At 70.5% G+C, this 16,667-nt stretch carries 14 protein-coding genes, 1 tRNA gene and 2 pseudogenes; 3 read left to right on the plus strand and 14 right to left on the minus strand.

Features of this window, described 5'->3' with window-relative positions:
• Nucleotides 1-74: 74 nt before the first annotated feature.
• The 13 genes from AB0D29_RS15825 to AB0D29_RS15885 all read right to left on the minus strand — a co-directional run bounded on the left by AB0D29_RS15825 (nucleotide 75) and on the right by AB0D29_RS15885 (nucleotide 14,538).
• The gene (locus AB0D29_RS15825) at nucleotides 75-707 is read right to left on the minus strand and encodes a protein-tyrosine-phosphatase (RefSeq protein WP_351293191.1); all 633 of its coding nucleotides are present in this window, start codon (nucleotides 705-707) and stop codon (nucleotides 75-77) included.
• Nucleotides 704-1,351, minus strand: coding sequence for an L-threonylcarbamoyladenylate synthase (locus AB0D29_RS15830; RefSeq protein ID WP_362854596.1), 648 nt, complete (start codon nucleotides 1,349-1,351; stop codon nucleotides 704-706). The genes AB0D29_RS15825 and AB0D29_RS15830 overlap by 4 nt, the downstream gene beginning before the upstream one ends.
• A gap of 49 nt (nucleotides 1,352-1,400) precedes the next feature.
• On the minus strand, nucleotides 1,401-2,246 hold the full coding sequence (gene prmC / locus AB0D29_RS15835; RefSeq protein ID WP_030295285.1) for a peptide chain release factor N(5)-glutamine methyltransferase: 846 nt from the start codon (nucleotides 2,244-2,246) through the stop codon (nucleotides 1,401-1,403).
• A gap of 49 nt (nucleotides 2,247-2,295) precedes the next feature.
• Nucleotides 2,296-3,375, minus strand: coding sequence for a peptide chain release factor 1 (gene prfA / locus AB0D29_RS15840; protein WP_362854598.1), 1,080 nt, complete (start codon nucleotides 3,373-3,375; stop codon nucleotides 2,296-2,298).
• Nucleotides 3,376-3,492: 117 nt separating this feature from the next.
• Nucleotides 3,493-3,711: a 50S ribosomal protein L31 gene (gene rpmE, locus AB0D29_RS15845; protein WP_030708126.1), complete on the minus strand. Its 219-nt coding sequence runs from the start codon at nucleotides 3,709-3,711 to the stop codon at nucleotides 3,493-3,495.
• 195 nt (nucleotides 3,712-3,906) lie between these two features.
• Nucleotides 3,907-5,007, minus strand: coding sequence for an LCP family protein (locus AB0D29_RS15850; protein WP_362854600.1), 1,101 nt, complete (start codon nucleotides 5,005-5,007; stop codon nucleotides 3,907-3,909).
• A 256-nt stretch (nucleotides 5,008-5,263) separates the two neighbouring features.
• Complete coding sequence (rho, locus tag AB0D29_RS15855) at nucleotides 5,264-7,348, minus strand: transcription termination factor Rho (protein ID WP_362854601.1); 2,085 nt, start codon at nucleotides 7,346-7,348, stop codon at nucleotides 5,264-5,266.
• Nucleotides 7,349-7,782: 434 nt separating this feature from the next.
• Nucleotides 7,783-8,709 carry a homoserine kinase gene (gene thrB, locus AB0D29_RS15860; protein ID WP_030708122.1) on the minus strand — a complete coding sequence of 309 codons (927 nt, stop codon included), beginning with the start codon at nucleotides 8,707-8,709 and terminating at the stop codon, nucleotides 7,783-7,785.
• Nucleotides 8,710-9,070: 361 nt separating this feature from the next.
• On the minus strand, nucleotides 9,071-10,141 hold the full coding sequence (gene thrC, locus AB0D29_RS15865; RefSeq protein ID WP_362854603.1) for a threonine synthase: 1,071 nt from the start codon (nucleotides 10,139-10,141) through the stop codon (nucleotides 9,071-9,073).
• A 6-nt stretch (nucleotides 10,142-10,147) separates the two neighbouring features.
• Complete coding sequence (locus AB0D29_RS15870; RefSeq protein ID WP_362854716.1) at nucleotides 10,148-11,437, minus strand: homoserine dehydrogenase; 1,290 nt, start codon at nucleotides 11,435-11,437, stop codon at nucleotides 10,148-10,150.
• A gap of 126 nt (nucleotides 11,438-11,563) precedes the next feature.
• On the minus strand, nucleotides 11,564-12,955 hold the full coding sequence (gene lysA / locus AB0D29_RS15875; RefSeq protein ID WP_362854605.1) for a diaminopimelate decarboxylase: 1,392 nt from the start codon (nucleotides 12,953-12,955) through the stop codon (nucleotides 11,564-11,566).
• A 19-nt stretch (nucleotides 12,956-12,974) separates the two neighbouring features.
• Nucleotides 12,975-13,970: an ArgS-related anticodon-binding protein NrtL gene (gene nrtL / locus AB0D29_RS15880; RefSeq protein ID WP_362854606.1), complete on the minus strand. Its 996-nt coding sequence runs from the start codon at nucleotides 13,968-13,970 to the stop codon at nucleotides 12,975-12,977.
• Nucleotides 13,971-14,040: 70 nt separating this feature from the next.
• Nucleotides 14,041-14,538 carry a response regulator gene (locus AB0D29_RS15885; protein ID WP_362854718.1) on the minus strand — a complete coding sequence of 166 codons (498 nt, stop codon included), beginning with the start codon at nucleotides 14,536-14,538 and terminating at the stop codon, nucleotides 14,041-14,043.
• A gap of 83 nt (nucleotides 14,539-14,621) precedes the next feature.
• Here AB0D29_RS15885 and AB0D29_RS15890 point away from each other — a divergent pair.
• Nucleotides 14,622-14,693, plus strand: a tRNA-Arg gene (locus AB0D29_RS15890).
• A 219-nt stretch (nucleotides 14,694-14,912) separates the two neighbouring features.
• On the opposite strand, the pseudogene AB0D29_RS15895 reads toward AB0D29_RS15890, so the two are convergent.
• Nucleotides 14,913-15,281: pseudogene (locus AB0D29_RS15895) on the minus strand (site-specific integrase); the annotation flags it as partial.
• On the opposite strand from AB0D29_RS15895, the pseudogene AB0D29_RS15900 reads away from it, so the two are divergent.
• Together AB0D29_RS15900 and AB0D29_RS15905 are read left to right on the plus strand one after the other, a co-directional pair.
• Nucleotides 15,278-15,419: pseudogene (locus AB0D29_RS15900) on the plus strand (NUDIX hydrolase); the annotation flags it as partial. The pseudogenes AB0D29_RS15895 and AB0D29_RS15900 sit on opposite strands and share 4 nt — an antisense overlap.
• Nucleotides 15,416-15,625, plus strand: a complete 210-nt coding sequence (locus AB0D29_RS15905; protein WP_362854607.1) for an e9imm peptide — start codon at nucleotides 15,416-15,418, stop codon at nucleotides 15,623-15,625. The pseudogene AB0D29_RS15900 and the gene AB0D29_RS15905, both read left to right, overlap by 4 nt.
• Nucleotides 15,626-16,667 lie beyond the last annotated feature (1,042 nt).

A 16,667-nucleotide genomic window follows, 5' to 3' on the forward strand; every position in this document is an offset into this window, starting at 1 on the left:
ACCCCGCACCGCGCCCTGCGGCACCGCCGGGGCCCGGGCCGATCCGGCCCGGCCGGCACAACCGGCCCGCAGGGTCAGCGCGAGGCCGTGACGCCCGTCAGGGCCGTGACCACGGGGTCCAGCGCCTGGTTGATCTCGTCGCCGATCGAGCGGAAGAAGGTGATCGGCGCCCCGTACGGGTCGTACACCTCGTCCGCGTCCGGCGAAGGCGCCAGCAGCCACCCCCGCAGCGCCGCGGCAGCCCGCACCAGCGCCCGCGCCCGCTCCGCCATGCCGTCGTCCAGCGGCGGCAGCGTGGCCGGATCTATCGCCCGCACCAGCCGGGTGAACTCCTTCAGCGTGAAGGTCCGCAGCCCGGCGGAGTGGCCCATCGAGATGACCTGCGCCCGGTGGTCACGGGTGGCGGTCAGGACCAGGTCGGCACGTATGACGTGCTCGTCCAGCAGCTCGCGCCCGGTGAAACCGGAGGCGTCGGCCCCGAAGTCCGCCAGTACGGCGGCCGCGTTGGCCTCCATCGGGGCGCCCTCGTGGCCCCACGTACCGGCGCTCTCCACGATGAGGTCGCCCGTCACGATCCCGCCCAGCCGGTGCGACAGGGCGTGCCGCGTCAGCCGCTCGGTGATCGGCGAGCGGCACACGTTGCCGGTGCTGACGTGGAGTATGCGGAAAGCGTTTCCCCCAGCTATGCCACGCCCCTCAGGGCTCACGGGGCGACCTCGAGGTCGGGTACGACCTCCCGCAGCTGCTCGGCGCTGAGCGCGCCCTCCCGCAGCAGGACGGGAACCTTCCCGGTGACGTCGACGATCGACGACGGCTGGATGCCGGGCGTCGGGCCGCCGTCCAGGTACACGGACACGGAGTCCCCGAGCATCTCGCGCGCCGCGTCACAGTCCTCGGGCGCGGGCTGCCCGGACAGGTTGGCCGAGGACACCGCCATCGGGCCGACCTCGGTCAGCAGCTCGATCGCGACGGGGTGCAGGGGCATGCGGACGGCGACCGTGCCGCCGGTGTCCCCGAGGTCCCACGCCAGGGACGGCTGGTGCTTGGCGACCAGCGTCAGCGCGCCCGGCCAGAAGGCGTCGACGAGCTCCCACGCCTGCTCGGAGAAGTCCGTGACGAGGCCGTGCAGGGTGTTCGGGGAGCCGATGAGCACCGGGGTGGGCATACCGCGCCCCCGCCCCTTGGCGGCGAGCAGGTCGTGGACGGCCTCCGGGCTGAAGGCGTCCGCGCCGATCCCGTACAGAGTGTCGGTGGGCAGCACGACGAGCTCGCCGCGGCGCACGGCGGACGCGGCTTCACGCAGACCCGTCTTACGGTCCGTCGCGTCGTTGCAGTCGTATCGCCGGGCCATCAGCGGGCCTCCTCGTGCAGCAGGGGGGTGGCGGGAATCGTCGCGCCGGTCACGGCAGTGCCTTGCGCGCGGTCGCGAAGCGGGGACGGTTGTTGAGGTCCGGGTGGTCGGCCGCGTCGGCCCAGCCCCGTTCCTCGGCGAAGATCCACGGGACCTGGCCGCCCTGGGTGTCGGCGTGCTCGATGACGACGATGCCGCCGGGCCGCAGCAGCCGGTGGGCGGTGCGTTCGATGCCCCGGATGGTGTCGAGGCCGTCCTCGCCGGAGAAGAGCGCCATCTCCGGGTCGTGGTCACGGGCCTCGGGGGCGACGTACTCCCACTCGGTGAGCGGGATGTACGGCGGGTTGGAGATGACCAGGTCGACCTGGCCGTCGAGCTCCGGCAGGGCGCTCAGGGCGTCGCCCTGGTGGACGGTGACCCGGGAACCCTCGGCGTTCTTGCGGGTCCACCGCAGGGCGTCCTCGGACAGCTCGACCGCGTGCACGCGCGAGCGCGGCACCTCCTGCGCCATGGCGAGCGCGATGGCGCCGGAGCCGGTGCACAGGTCCACGATCATCGGCTCGACCACGTCCATCGCCCGGACGGCGTGTATGGCCCAGTCGACGACCGACTCGGTCTCGGGCCGGGGCACGAACACCCCGGGTCCGACCTGGAGCTCCAGGTAGCGGAAGAAGGCGCGGCCGGTGATGTGCTGGAGCGGCTCGCGCGCCTCGCGGCGGGCGACGGCCTCCCAGTAGCGGGCGTCGAAGTCCGCGTCCTTGACGTGGTGCAGTTCCCCCCGTTTGACGCCGTGCACGAAGGCCGCGAGCTCCTCCGCGTCGAAACGCGGTGAGGGCACGCCGGCGGCGGCCAGCCGCTGGGTGGCCTGGGCCACCTCGGCAAGCAGCAAGTTCACGCTGGTCCTCCGGGCTGCTGTCGAACGGGGGGTGAAGCAGGGATCAGGGTCAGTGCGCGGCCGCGAGCTTGGCCGCGGAGTCGGTGTCCACGCAGGCCTGGATGACCGGGTCGAGGTCACCGTCGAGCACCTGGTCCAAGTTGTACGCCTTGAAACCGGTCCGGTGGTCCGAGATCCGGTTTTCCGGGTAGTTGTACGTGCGGATCTTCTCGGACCGGTCCACGCTGCGCACCTGGCTGCGGCGTACGTCGGAGGCCTCCTGCTCGGCGGCTTCCTGGGCGGCGGCCAGCAGGCGCGAGCGCAGGATGCGCATGGCCTGCTCCTTGTTCTGGAGCTGGCTCTTCTCGTTCTGGCAGGAGGCGACCACACCGGTCGGGACGTGCGTGATGCGCACGGCCGAGTCGGTGGTGTTGACGGACTGGCCGCCGGGGCCGGAGGAGCGGTACACGTCGATGCGGAGGTCGTTCATGTTGATCTCGACCTCGACCTCCTCGGCCTCCGGGGTGACGAGCACGCCGGCGGCGGAGGTGTGGATGCGGCCCTGGGACTCGGTGGCCGGAACCCGCTGGACGCGGTGCACGCCGCCCTCGTACTTCAGGCGGGCCCACACGCCCTGGCCGGGCTCGGTGGCACCGTTGCCGCCCTTGGTGCGGACGGAGACCTGGACGTCCTTGTAGCCGCCGAGCTCGGACTCGGTGGCGTCGATGATCTCGGTCTTCCAGCCCACCCGCTCGGCGTAGCGCAGGTACATGCGCAGCAGGTCGCCGGCGAACAGCGCCGACTCGTCGCCGCCCGCGCCCGCCTTGACCTCCAGGAGCACGTCCTTGTCGTCGCTGGGGTCACGCGGGACCAGCAGCAGGCGGAGCTTCTCGGTGAGCTCCTCGCGCTGCTGGGTCAGCTCCTTGACCTCGGCGGCGAAGTCCGGGTCGTCGGCCGCGAACTCCTTGGCCGTCTCGATGTCCTCGGCCGACTGCTTCCAGGCGCGGAAGGTCGCGATGATCGGGGTCAGCTCCGCGTAGCGCTTGTTCAGCTTGCGCGCGTTGGCCTGATCCGAGTGGACCGAAGGGTCGGCGAGCTTCTTCTCAAGATCGGCGTGTTCGCCGACCAATTCCTCGACCGCCTCGAACATCGGGGGCTCCTGTGGTGAAAGTACGAACGGGGTGACTTGGCGAGACGACGACAAAGGCGCCGGTCCGGCCGCCCCCGAGTGGACAGGGGGCGGCCGGTGACCGGCGCCTGGGTCGCGCTACTTCTTGGCCGCACCCTTGCCGAAGCGGGCCTCGAAGCGGGCCACGCGGCCACCGGTGTCGAGGATCTTCTGCTTGCCCGTGTAGAACGGGTGGCACTCGGAGCAGACCTCGGCTCGGATGGAGCCCTCGGTCAGGGTGCTACGGGTGGTGAACGACGCGCCACAGGTGCAGCTGACCTGGGTCTCGACGTACTCGGGGTGAACATCGCGCTTCAAGGTGTCTCCTAGATTCGGGAGGGCACCGGGTCGCAGGAGCCGAATTGCGCACTGCGTGAACCGGGGCCGACAGACCAGTCTGCCAGGACCGGGCTGCCTGTCAAAATTCTGAGGACGCCTCCCTCAACGGAGGGGGGCCGGCATCTATTCCGCGCCCCCGCGCAATCCGTTCGGAAGCCGCCCGAGCAGGGGCTCCTACTGGACGATGCCGCCGACCGTGCCCTTGTCCCCCATGGACTTCTCGGTGGCCTCGGCCGGGATCGGCTGGTCCGCGAGCAGCGCTTCCCAGACGAGCTTCGACTCCTTCGTCAGCGGGGCGACGCGATCGGCGTCGCGCGGGTCCACCGTCACCGGCAGGGTGATCATGTGCATGTTCTGGGCCTCGATGCCCTGCAGGCCCTGGGCGAAGCCCATGAGGGACTTCACGTCGCCGAGCGACTTGTCGGTGGTGATCGCCTTGGTCGCGGAGTCGGCGAGGTCGACCAGCCGCTTGGGGTTGTCGAACACCCCGATGCTCTTGACCTGCTTGATCAGTGCCTTGATGAAGGCCTGCTGGAGCTGTATTCGGCCCAGGTCGCTGCCGTCGCCGACGCTCTTGCGGGTACGGACGAGGCCGAGGGCCTGTTCCCCGTTGAGGTGGTTCGGACCTGCCGCGAGTTCGAGGTGGCTGGCGCCGTCCTTGATCGGCTTGGTGGTCGTCACGTCGACGCCGCCGAGGTTGTCGATGATCTTCTTGAAGCCCGTGAAGTCGACCTCGATGTAGTGGTCCATCCGGATGCCCGACATCTTCTCGACGGTCTTGACCGCGCAGGCGGCCCCGCCGATGGTGTACGCCTCGTTGAACTGCTTGCGCGAGCCGCCCGGGTCGGTCTTGCCCTTGCCGGTGGGGCATTCGGGACGGGCCGTCATGGTGTCGCGCGGTATCGACACGATGCTGGCCTGCTTGTGGCCCTCGTAGAGGTGGACGATCATCGCGGTGTCGGAGCGGGCCGAGCCGCCGTCGTCCTGGCCGTACTCGCCGTTGGCGCCGCCGCGGGAGTCGGAGCCGAGCACCAGGATGTCCATCGAGCCGTTGTCGACGTTCTGCGGGCGGTCGGTGCCGAGGGCCTGGTCGAGGTCGACGGTCTTCAGATTGCCGTTGAGCTTGAAGTAGAAGTAGCCGAGGCCCGCGCCCCCCAGCAGGACCACCCCCGCCGCGCTCCACGCGGCGATGGCGAGAGCCTTGCGGCGTTTCGCCGGTTTGCGTCGGCGCCGGCCTGCGGCACGTCGGCCGCGGCCCTTGCTGTCCTCGGTCATGCTTTCCTCAGTCCCTGAGTCCGGTCCCCTGGTCCGTTCCGGCCCGCCGTCCACTCCGCGGGCCCCTCTCACACAGACGGGTGAACGTCCCGCAGGGTTCCAGGGGCGGGGTGTGGCGAAGCCCGCACCCGGTGCCCCCAGTGGCCGTGTGGAGCCGTGTGGAGCCCCCTGAACGCCCGGCAGCCCCCGCCGCTGGTGCGACGGGGGCTGCCGGGTCGATGCCACGTGTCAGGCGTCATGCGCCCGACGCCGGACCTCAGTCGTCGTTCTTGCCCGACGGGGTCGTCTTCGCGATCTGCATCAGGAACTCGGCGTTCGACTTCGTCTGCTTCATCTTGTCGAGCAGCAGCTCGATCGCCTGCTGCGAGTCGAGCGCGTGCAGCACCCGGCGCAGCTTCCAGACGATGGCGAGCTCCTCCGCGTTGAGGAGGATCTCCTCCTTGCGGGTGCCCGACGGGTCGACGTCGACGGCCGGGAAGATGCGCTTGTCGGCGAGCTTCCGGTCGAGCTTGAGCTCCATGTTGCCGGTGCCCTTGAACTCCTCGAAGATCACCTCGTCCATGCGCGAGCCGGTGTCGACGAGCGCGGTGGCCAGGATGGTCAGCGAGCCGCCGTCCTCGATGTTGCGCGCGGCACCGAAGAAGCGCTTCGGCGGGTACAGCGCGGTCGAGTCGACACCACCGGACAGGATGCGGCCGGAGGCGGGCGCCGCGAGGTTGTACGCGCGGCCCAGACGGGTGATGGAGTCCAGCAGGACGACCACGTCGTGACCCAGCTCGACGAGACGCTTGGCGCGCTCGATGGCCAGCTCGGCGACGGTGGTGTGGTCCTCGGCCGGGCGGTCGAAGGTCGAGGAGATGACCTCGCCCTTGACCGACCGCTGCATGTCGGTGACCTCTTCCGGACGCTCGTCGACCAGGACGACCATCAGGTGGCACTCGGGGTTGTTCGTGGTGATCGCGTTGGCGATCGCCTGCATGATCATGGTCTTGCCGGTCTTCGGCGGGGCCACGATCAGGCCGCGCTGGCCCTTTCCGATCGGCGACACGAGGTCGATGATGCGGGTGGTCAGCACGCCCGGGTCGGTCTCCAGACGGAGCCGGTCCTGCGGGTAGAGCGGGGTCAGCTTCTGGAACTCCGGGCGCCCGCGGCCGGATTCGGGCGCCATGCCGTTCACCGAGTCCAGACGCACGAGGGCGTTGAACTTCTCGCGGCGCTCGCCGTCCTTGGGCTGACGGACCGCACCGGTGGTGTGGTCGCCCTTGCGCAGGCCGGCCTTGCGGACCTGGGCGAGGGACACGTACACGTCGTTGGGACCGGGCAGGTAGCCCGAGGTCCGGATGAACGCGTAGTTGTCGAGGATGTCGAGGATGCCCGCGACGGGGATCAGCACGTCGTCGTCGGCGACCTGCGGCTCGTTCGGGGCGAACTCGTCACGGCCGCGACGGCCACGGCGGTCCCGGTAGCGGCCGCGACGGCCACGGCGGCCGCTCTCGTCGTCGAAGTCGTCCTGCGGGCCGTTGTCCTGGCGGTCCTGACGGCCCTGCTGACCCTGGCCCTGGCCCTGGCCGCGGCCGCCCTGCTGCTGGCGGTCCTGACGGTCGGCGCGGTCCTGACGGCCGCCGCCCTGTCCGCCCTGGCCACCCTGCGGGGCCTGACCCTGGCCGGCCTGGCCCTGGTCGTCGGCCTTGGCACCGCGGTCACGGCGGTCGCGCTGGCGGTCGCCGCGCTCGGCGCGGTCACGGCGGTCGCGACGGCCGCGGCCCTCGCCGTCCTGACCCTGCGCCTGGCCGGCGGAGACCGCCGTGGCGTCGGCCTTGACCTCGGACTGCGCCGGGGCGGCGGTCACGGTCTCGGTCTTCTGCTCGACCTGGACGGCGACGGGGGCCGAGCCCTCGGGGCTGCCGGAGGGAGCCGTGGCCCGACGGCGGCGGCGCTCGCCGGCCGGCGCGTCATCGCTGGCCGGCTGGCCCGGGATCTCGATCTGCGCCTGCGCGGCAGGCTTCTCGGCGGGCGCCTCGGCGGCGGCCTCACCCGTTCGGGCCTTGCTGGTGGCGCGGCGCTTCGGCTTGGCCTCGGCGGTGTCCCCGGCGGCGGAGGCCGCGGCCTTGGGAGCACTGCTGCCCGCCTGCGCCTCCTTGATGACCTCGATCAGCTGGCTCTTGCGCATCCGCGCGGTGCCCCTGATCCCGAGGCCCGACGCGACCTGCTGCAGCTCGGCCAGGACCATGCCGTCAAGGCCGGTGCCGGTGCGTCGACGCTTGGGTGCGGCGCCCGCGGCGGGGGCACTGGTGTCGACAGAGGTGTCGGCAGCGCCCATCAGATCGGTGGTGTCGCTCACGAAGGGTCCTTCCCTGGAGCGGACGTCGGCCTGTCTGGCTCGGCGACCGGTTGTGCTGTCCGACAACAGTCCTAGGTGTGGACCGTGCCGGGGCGGTGGTCCGCCGATAGAGATACGGCGGGAGAGAAACGTGCATGGGTGGTTCCGGCGAGAAGCCCCCGAGCTGAAAGCGTGGGAATGTCACGCCGATTCCGGAGCGTGCTCGAAACTGCTGGAAGTGATCAAAGCAGTTGGGGAGGCTCCCGGAAGAAATGTGGTCCCGGATGGGGACACTGAGCACCGAGCCATGGAGGCTTCCGATGCGCACTTGAGACTAACACTACCGGATCCAATAGATATTCCCCCTCTCAATCACCGGCAATCGCGCCCTTCCGCGCGGGCGGCCTGCCCTGGCCGCCCGCCCCTGACCGGCTGCGCACCCCACGAGAACGGCTTTAGCCGCCCTGGGTGCCCAGCGGAAGTACGCTCGCGCCCGCGGCGTCGAGGGCGAGCCGGTTGGCCGCCCATCCCTCGCCCGCGAGCTGCGCGACCTTGTCGGCCGCGCCGTTGTCGACCAGCGCGAGGACCGTGGGGCCCGCGCCGGAGATGACCGCGGGGATCCCGTCCGCCCGCAGTCGGTTCACGAGTGCGACGCTCTCGGGCATCGCCGGGGACCGGTACTCCTGGTGGAGCCGGTCTTCGGTGGCGGGCAGCAGCAGCTCGGGACGCCTGGTCAGGGCTTCCACGAGCAGGCCCGCACGGCCCGCGTTGACGGCCGCGTCCACGTGCGGGACGCTGCGCGGCAGCAGGCCGCGCGCGGTCTCCGTCAGGACCGGCTTGGACGGTACGAAGACCACCGGAACGATGGATTCGGCAGGCTCCATTCGGATCGCCTTGGCACTGCCGCCGTCCATCCACGCCAGGGTGAATCCGCCGAGCAGACAGGCGGCGACGTTGTCGGGGTGTCCCTCGATCTCGGTGGCGAGCTCCAGCAGCGCCGCGTCGTCGAGCCTGGCCTCGCCACCTATGGTCACGGCGCGGGCGGCGACGATGCCGGCGCAGATCGCGGCTGAGGAGGAACCGAGGCCGCGGCCGTGCGGGATCCGGTTGGCGCAGACGACCTCGAGGCCGCGCGGCTGTCCGCCCAGCAGGTCGAAGGCGGTGCGCATGGAGCGTACGAGCAGGTGGCTCTCGTCCCGCGGGAGGGTGTCGGCGCCCTCGCCCGCGATGTCGATGTTCAGGCCGGAGTCGGCCACCCGGACGACTACGTCGTCGTAGAGCCCCAGGGCCAGGCCCAGGGCGTCGAAGCCCGGGCCGAGGTTGGCACTGCTGGCGGGGACGCGCACCCGTACGGCGGCGGCGCGGAACGCTGGACCGGCCATCGTCCGATGACACTCCTTGTGACTGTGCGAGATCTTCGCTCTTCGCTGGCTCGCTGCGAATGTACTGGAGAACGTACGACACCCGAAGGCCCTCGGGGCAGCACCGCAGTCATATGCGCGGTGGCGGATGTAAGTACAGCGTATCGAAGGAAGGTTCTCTCGCGACATAGGGCGCACAGGAGGCGCACGATGCGTGTCGCGGACTTCGACGGCTACGGCCGCACTTTTGTCGTCGTACGGGGTGAGTTGCCGGGTTCCGGAGGGCCTCGGAAGCCCTCCGGAACCGGCTCTCACGTGGTGTGCGTTACTAGCGGGACCACACGGGGACCGGGCACGGCCGGGTCCCCGCGGCGGATCCGGCCTAGACCAGACCCAGACGGACGGCGGCGGCCTCGGCGTCCACCGGAACGGTGACCGGCTGCGGAGCGCCGGCGATCGCCCAGTCGGGGTCCTTCAGGCCGTTGCCGGTGACGGTGCACACGATCTTCTGACCGGGGTCCACCAGGCCCAGCTCCGCGGCCTTGAGCAGGCCGGCGACCGAGGCGGCCGAGGCGGGCTCGACGAAGACGCCCTCCTGCGCGGCCAACAGCCGGTAGGCCGCCAGGATCTGGCGGTCGGTCACCTCGTCGATGAAGCCGCCCGACTCGTCGCGCGCCTGCAGGGCGTAGTCCCAGGAGGCCGGGTTGCCGATGCGGATCGCGGTGGCGATGGTGTGCGGCTCCTTGACGATCTCGCCGCGCACGATCGGCGCGGAGCCGGACGCCTGGAAACCCCACACGCGGGGCGTACGGGAGGACAGGCCGTCGGCCTTGTACTCCTTGAAGCCCTTCCAGTACGCGGTGATGTTGCCGGCGTTGCCGACGGGCAGCACGTGGATGTCGGGTGCGTCGCCGAGCGCGTCCACGATCTCGAACGCGGCCGTCTTCTGGCCCTCGATGCGGACCGGGTTGACCGAATTGACCAGCGCGACCGGGTAGTTGTCGGAGAGCGCGCGGGCCAGGTTCAGGCAGTCGTCGAAGTTGCCGTCCACCTGCAGGATCTTGGCGCCGTGCACGAGGGCCTGGCCCATCTTGCCGAGCGCGATCTTGCCGCGCGGCACGAGCACCGCCGAGACCATCCCGGCGCGCACCGCGTACGCGGCGGCGGAGGCCGAAGTGTTGCCGGTGGAGGCGCAGATGACCGCCTTGGCGCCCTCCTCCTTGGCCTTGGTGATCGCCATGGTCATGCCGCGGTCCTTGAAGGACCCGGTGGGGTTGGCCCCCTCGACCTTCAGGTGGACCTCGCAGCCGGTGCGCTCGGAGAGCACCTGCGCGGGGACGAGGGGAGTGCCGCCCTCACGGAGCGTGACCACAGGAGTGGTGTCCGTCACCGGCAGGCGGTCCCGGTACTCCTCGATGATGCCGCGCCACTGGTGGGTGCGATTGCTGCTCATGGGTCCTTACTCCCCTTCAACACGCATGATGCTGGCGACACCGCGGACGGTGTCCAGCTTCCGCAGTGCCTCGACGGTCCCGGAGAGGGCGGCGTCGGGCGCGCGGTGAGTGACGACGACGAGGGAGGCCTCGCCGTCCTTGCCCTGCTGGCGGACCGTGTCGATGGAGACACCGTGCTCCGCGAAGGTGGTCGCCACCTGGGCGAGGACGCCCGGCTTGTCCGCCACATCGAGGCTGATGTGGTAGCGCGTGACGACGTCCCCCATGGGGCTGACCGGCAGCTGGGTGTACGCGGACTCGCCGGGCCCCGTTGCCTCGGCGAGCTTGTTGCGGGCCACGGCGACGAGGTCGCCGAGGACGGCCGACGCGGTCGGAGAACCGCCCGCACCGGGCCCGTAGAACATGAGCCGCCCGGCGGCCTCCGCCTCGACGAAGACGGCGTTGTACGCCTCGCGGACGGAGGCGAGCGGGTGGGTGAGCGGGATCATCGCCGGGTGGACGCGGGCGGTGACGGACTCGCCGTCCGCGGCGCGCTCCAGGATGGCGAGGAGCTTGATCGTGCAGCCCATCCGCTTGGCGGAGGCGAAGTCGGCGGCGCTGACCTCGGTCATGCCCTCGCGGTACACGTCGTCCAGGCGGACGCGGGTGTGGAAGGCGATGCCGGCCAGGATCGCGGCCTTGGCGGCGGCGTCGTAGCCCTCGACGTCGGCGGTCGGGTCGGCCTCGGCGTACCCGAGGGCGGTGGCCTCGTCGAGCGCTTCCTGGTAGCCGGCGCCGGTCGAGTCCATCTTGTCGAGGATGAAGTTCGTCGTGCCGTTGACGATGCCCATCACCCGGTTGATCTTGTCGCCCGCGAGGGACTCGCGCATCGGGCGGACCAGCGGGATGGCGCCGGCGACGGCGGCCTCGTAGTACAGGTCCAGCCCGTGCCGCTCGGCTGCCGCGTGCAGCGCGGCGCCGTCCTGGGCGAGCAGCGCCTTGTTCGCGGAGACCACGGAGATGCCGTGCTCGAAGGCGGTGGTGATCAGGCCGCGGGCGGGCTCGATGCCGCCGATGACCTCGATGGCGATGTCGATGTCACCGCGTTTGAGGAGGGCGGTCGCATCGGTGGTGATCAGGGCGGGGTCGATGCCCTCGCGCACCTTCGAGGGGCGGCGCACCGCCACGCCGGCGAGCTCCACGGGCGCGCCGATCCTCTGCGTGAGGTCGTCGGCGTGCGTCGTCATGATGCGAGCCACCTCTGAGCCGACCACTCCACAGCCCAGCAGCGCCACCTTCAGCGGACGCGTACGCATCATTCGACCTACGCCTTTCGATCTTCCATCAGTACCCCGCGCGCGGGTTGCGCGCCGGGTGGGACCAGTCTCACTCAATGGACAGCAGTTTCCATCCTCGGTCCATTGAGTGAGACACCAATTTCATTATCCGAGGTCGAGACGCAGGAGATCTTCCTCCGTCTCGCGGCGGACGATCACTCGGGCCTGTCCGTCACGCACGGCGACGACGGGCGGGCGCAGCGCGTGGTTGTAGTTGCTGGCCATGGAGCGGCAGTACGCGCCGGTGGCCGGTACGGCGAGGAGGTCGCCGGGGGCCAGGTCGGCGGGCAGGAACGCGTCCTTCACGACGATGTCGCCGCTCTCGCAGTGCTTGCCGACGACCCGTACGAGCATGGGCTCGGCGGTGGAGGTGCGGGAGACCAGGGAGATGGAGTACTCGGCGTCGTACAGGGCGGTGCGGATGTTGTCGGACATCCCGCCGTCGACGCTCACGTACGTACGGAGTCCTTCGAGGGGCTTGATCGTCCCCACCTCGTAGAGGGTGAAGGCGGTCGGGCCGACGATGGCCCGGCCGGGCTCGACGGAGATCCGGGGGGCGCGCAGCCCCGCGCTCTCGCACTCGCGGGCCACGATCTCGTGCAGCGCCTTGGCGATCTCGTGGGGCTCGCGCGGGTCGTCGCCCGAGGTGTAGGCGATGCCGAGCCCGCCGCCGAGGTCGATCTCGGGCAGCTCCACCCCGTGCTCGTCGCGCACGGCGGCGAGCAGCCGCACGACGCGCTTGGCGGAGACCTCGAAGCCCGCCATGTCGAAGATCTGCGACCCGATGTGGGAGTGGACGCCGAGCAGCTCCAGGCTGTCGTGCCCGAGCGCGCGCCGCACGGCCTCGGCGGCCGACCCGTCCGCGACGGCGATCCCGAACTTCTGGTCCTCGTGGGCGGTGGCGATGAACTCGTGCGTGTGCGCCTCGACGCCGACCGTCACGCGGATCTGCACGGGCTGGCGCACGCCCAGCTCACGGGCGATGTGCGCGACGCGGGCGATCTCCTGGAAGGAGTCGAGGACGATCCGTCCGACCCCGGCCCCGACGGCCCGGCGGATCTCGCCCTCGGACTTGTTGTTGCCGTGGAAGGCGATGCGGGAGGCGGGCATCCCGGCGGCGAGGGCGGTGGCCAGCTCCCCGCCGGAGCAGACGTCGACGTTCAGCCCCTCTTCCTTCAGCCACTTCACGACGGCCTTGGAGAGGAACGCCTTGCCGGCGTAGAAGACGTCGGCGTCGGGACCGAAGGCGTGCGCCCAGGCCCGGCACCGCGCCCGGAAGTCCTCTTCGTCCAGGAAGTACGCGGGCGTACCGAACTCCTCGGCGAGCCGGGTCACTTCGATGCCGCCGACGGACACGACACCGTCGCCGTCGCGCGTGACGGTCCGCGCCCAGACCTTCTCGTCCAGTGCGTTCAGGTCGGCGGGCGGCGGGGAGTAGTGCCCCTCGGGCAGGACGTCGGCGTGGCGGGGTCCGGCGGGGTGCGCGGAACGGCTCATCGGTATCTCTCTTCGCGGTTCACAGTCGTGTCGGTGCGTCTATGCCGAGCAGGGCCAGGCCGCCGGCCAGCACCGTCCCGGCGGCTTCGGCAAGAGCCAGCCGGGCGCGGTGGGCGGCCGAGGGTTTCTCGTCACCTTGTGGCAGTACGCGGTACTGGAAGTCGAGCAGCGCGTCGGACAGCTCGACGAGGTCCCGGGTGAGCCGCTCGGGCGCACGGTGGTGCGCGGCGGCTTCGAGGGCGAGGGGGTGGTCGGCGAGGGCGCGCAGCAGCGCGGGCGCGTCGGAGACCTCCCCGGTTTCGGGGTGGAAGCCCAGCTGGTCGGCGTTGCGGAGCAGCGCCCGGCTGCGGGCGTGGGCGTACCGCACCCGGAAGAACTCGTTGGCCTCGCCCTGGAGGAGCAGCAGGTCGGAGAAGACGGGGGTCTCCCGGGCCGGCACGGAGAGCATCCGCCAGTGCGCGGCCCCGGTCCCGTACCGGGCGACGACGTCGGAGTCCCGCTGGGCGAGGGGGGCGACGGGCAGGCTCGCGGTCAGGCTTTCGGGCAGGCCTTCGGGCAGGTCGCGCCCGGTACCGCCTTGGGCGTGCACGAGCCGCAGGACGCTGCGGCGCACGACGCGCTCGCGCAGCCCGGTCCCGCTGTCGGTGTCGGTCTCGTCGTCCTTGTCATCGAGGGGGATGACGATGTCGCGGATGAGGGCGTCGCGGACGACGTCGGGGGCGGAGGGCGCGGACAGCACGAAGTTGAGGAACCCGGCTCCGGTGACCTCGACGTGCTCGATCCCGGGCTCCGCGCCGAGCCGACGGGCCAGTACGTCCGCCACGTCACGGGGCGGGCAGCCGGCCGCCTTGGCGACCTGGAAGGCGACGGGGGTGGCGTACTCCCCCACCCCGCCGGGCCGGGTCCGCTCGATCACGACCCGCTCGGGCGCGGCCGCACCGGCGGCCAGCTCCCCGTCCGCGACGGCGCAGCGCACGGCGCGTACGACGCAAGGGGAGAGGTCTGCGGGGGTCACGGGACCAGCCTAGGGGAGACGCCGTGTCATCCCACGAAGGGTTTCGCCATGTGAACAGGAGACCGCCGACTCAGCCCCTCCCGCGTCCGGCGGGCGCCCCTTTCCTCCCGTCGCGCCGGTCCTTGCGCTCGACCAGCCTGCGTACGACGCGCACGAGCTCGGCGGGCTCGAAGGGCTTCGCGAGGAAGGCGTCCACTCCGGCCGCGATCCCGGCCTCCACCTCCTGCTGCGTGCAGGCGCTCACGATGGCCACGGGCACGTCCCGGGTCCGCGGATCGGCCCGCAGTTGCGCGGCCGCACCGAACCCGTCCAAGCGCGGCATGACCACATCAAGGGTGATCACATCGGGGCGGACACGATGCACGACGTCCAGGCACTCGGCACCATCGTTCGCGGTCACGACCTCGAAGCCCTCCAGCTCGAGATTGACCTTGATCAGCTGCCGGATGACCTTGTTGTCGTCGACAACAAGCACCCGGCCTGAGACGCCTGGCACAACTCGAGAGTAGGTCGAGCCGGGCCTCCGCGTCCGGGTTTTTGCCACTTCCACCCCCTGCGGGCGACCCACCCCCTCCTCCCCCGGAAACCCGTTCCTGATCACCCCACGGAAGCTGGTAGTGTTCAACCCGTCGCCGCAACACCAGCGACCGCGCCCCCGTAGCTCAGGGGATAGAGCAACGGCCTCCGGAGCCGTGTGCGCAGGTTCGAATCCTGCCGGGGGCACTTCGCAGGAAGTGCCCAAAGACCCCGCCATCAGCGGTAACGCTGAAGCCGGGGTCTTCGCGTATGTGCAGTCAACTGCCGCCCTGTGCACCCGTATGTCAGACCCTGTGGACTATTCGTGGACAGGATCTTGACGGATCGCCGCAGGTCAGCCCGGGAAACGCCGAAGGCCCCCGGACAGCTCCAGGGGCCTCGCGGCGTATCGCCACTCACTCGCGATCACTCGTACTCGCGCAGCAGATCTTCGATCCTCCGGTTGGCCACCTCCTGGCGGCCGTCAAGGCACTTCGCGTACCGACTGAGCAGCACCTCCACGCTGTTGCCCGCACTCTCTGCGACCTCTGTCGGGTCGACGCCGGCGTTGAGCCACGTGGACAGCGCCGAGTGCCTCAGGTCGTACGGCCGCTGGGCAAGCGGCGACGCAGCGGCAGCCGGGGACAGGGCGAGCACGCGAGCTTCCTGCCAGGCCCGGTAGTACGTGGACGACGACACCACTCCCCCGCCCTCACTGAAGAAGAGCCGCCCGCCCTTGGCCGTCCCGAAGGTGTCGAGGTGCTCGCGCAGGATGCTCACGAGCTGTGGAGGAATCGACCGCGGTCGCCTGGCTCACCCCTGAAGAAGTCTCCGCCCAGATGTCCGAGGTCTTCGCGATCCGCCTCCTGGATGCCCTGGACGACGCGCCCTCACGTCCGCGGCCACGACGGCCGCCAGCTGCTCACGGCGTGACGCGCGACGAAGCGATACGGCTGGTCCGACAGCTCATGGATGGCAGCATCACCGACGAGGCCGAAGTCGACGCAACCTTGAATGCCCTGCAACAGGAACTGCGATGCCCCCACGTCAGCGACTACATCTACCGGGACTTCGACCCCGAACTGAGCGCTGAGAAGGTCGTTGCCCGAGCCCTGGCATACGAGCCCTTCGCACTCTGAGCCGGGCAGCGCGGTAAGAGTTTCCCTACTTCATCAAGCACCCGGCTGCGCTCCGCTCCGCCGGGGGGCTTCCCGGCTCCGCTCGGGGCGACGCTCCTGCCTTCGGCCCGCTCCGCCCCCGCTGCGCCGATGCCCGCCCCTGCACCGGGATAGGCCCAAAGGCATGAGGCAGTCCCCCACGGCCAGCCGGTTCCAATCTCAGCGACCTGCCTCCGGCGGGGGCCTCAGGCTCTGGGATGGCGCGGCGCCGGCCGCACGCCTGCGGCTCGGGTTGATGGGTTGCGGCGCCCCAGGTCGAGGGGGTCGGAGGTTGTCCGTCCCGGTCCGACACGGTTCAAGCCAGGCGTTCAGACGCGGCAACCGTCACATGGCATGCGTGGCCGGGAGCACTGCCGACTGCGGCCGAGACGGGGTGCTTAAAGACGGCCAGCGGCGGGGGGCCTCTTGCGCGAGGCCGGCTGTCTGCCGGGCCTGAGTCTGGTTGGGCGCCGTACCCCCGCCGTCACGGATGACGGGTGCGTGAGGCGAACGCACCACCGGGAATGGGCTGGCGGGGAGCTAGCTGCTGCCGCGATGTGGTGCCGGCCGGTGTGGTCGCGCCGCGTCGGTACCGGTCTCGTCGTGGCTGATGAGCGTGTCGTTCTCAAAGGCTTGCCCGAGTCGCTGGACAGCGCATGGCCGACCCAGCCGCTGTCACCGCCCTTCCACGACATCAGTCAATCATGAAAATGAATCGGGGATGGCTGTAATGGATTCAGAATGGAATGGGGATGGGCCAATCCGAGGCGAATCGGGGCTCGAAAACGAGAAGAAGGATCCGCTATCTTTGGAGTGGCGCAGGACGTGCCAGCCGACTCCCAGGGGGATGAACATGAGCGAAGCGCTCGCCAGTTTCCAGATCTCGGATCTAGTGACTCAAGCCCTCTCTGCCCGGTTCTGTGAGATGGAGCCCGATTTGGCACGAATCCTTGACGATGCACCCCGGCGCACACATGGAGTCGGGGTGGCTGCCACCTTCCGTCCGGTCACATTTTCCGTCGCC

It is taken from the genome of Streptomyces sp. NPDC048424, assembly GCF_040651555.1.
GTDB lineage: Bacteria > Actinomycetota > Actinomycetes > Streptomycetales > Streptomycetaceae > Streptomyces.

Excerpts from the sequence above, each read along its gene's own strand:
- AB0D29_RS15830 (WP_362854596.1), bottom strand. The coding sequence starts at position 1,351 with ATGGCCCGGCGATACGACTGCAACGACGCGACGGACCGTAAGACGGGT.
- prfA (WP_362854598.1), bottom strand. The coding sequence starts at position 3,375 with ATGTTCGAGGCGGTCGAGGAATTGGTCGGCGAACACGCCGATCTTGAG.
- AB0D29_RS15850 (WP_362854600.1), bottom strand. The coding sequence starts at position 5,007 with ATGACCGAGGACAGCAAGGGCCGCGGCCGACGTGCCGCAGGCCGGCGC.
- thrB (WP_030708122.1), bottom strand. The coding sequence starts at position 8,709 with ATGGCCGGTCCAGCGTTCCGCGCCGCCGCCGTACGGGTGCGCGTCCCC.
- thrC (WP_362854603.1), bottom strand. The coding sequence starts at position 10,141 with ATGAGCAGCAATCGCACCCACCAGTGGCGCGGCATCATCGAGGAGTAC.
- AB0D29_RS15870 (WP_362854716.1), bottom strand. The coding sequence starts at position 11,437 with ATGCGTACGCGTCCGCTGAAGGTGGCGCTGCTGGGCTGTGGAGTGGTC.
- lysA (WP_362854605.1), bottom strand. The coding sequence starts at position 12,955 with ATGAGCCGTTCCGCGCACCCCGCCGGACCCCGCCACGCCGACGTCCTG.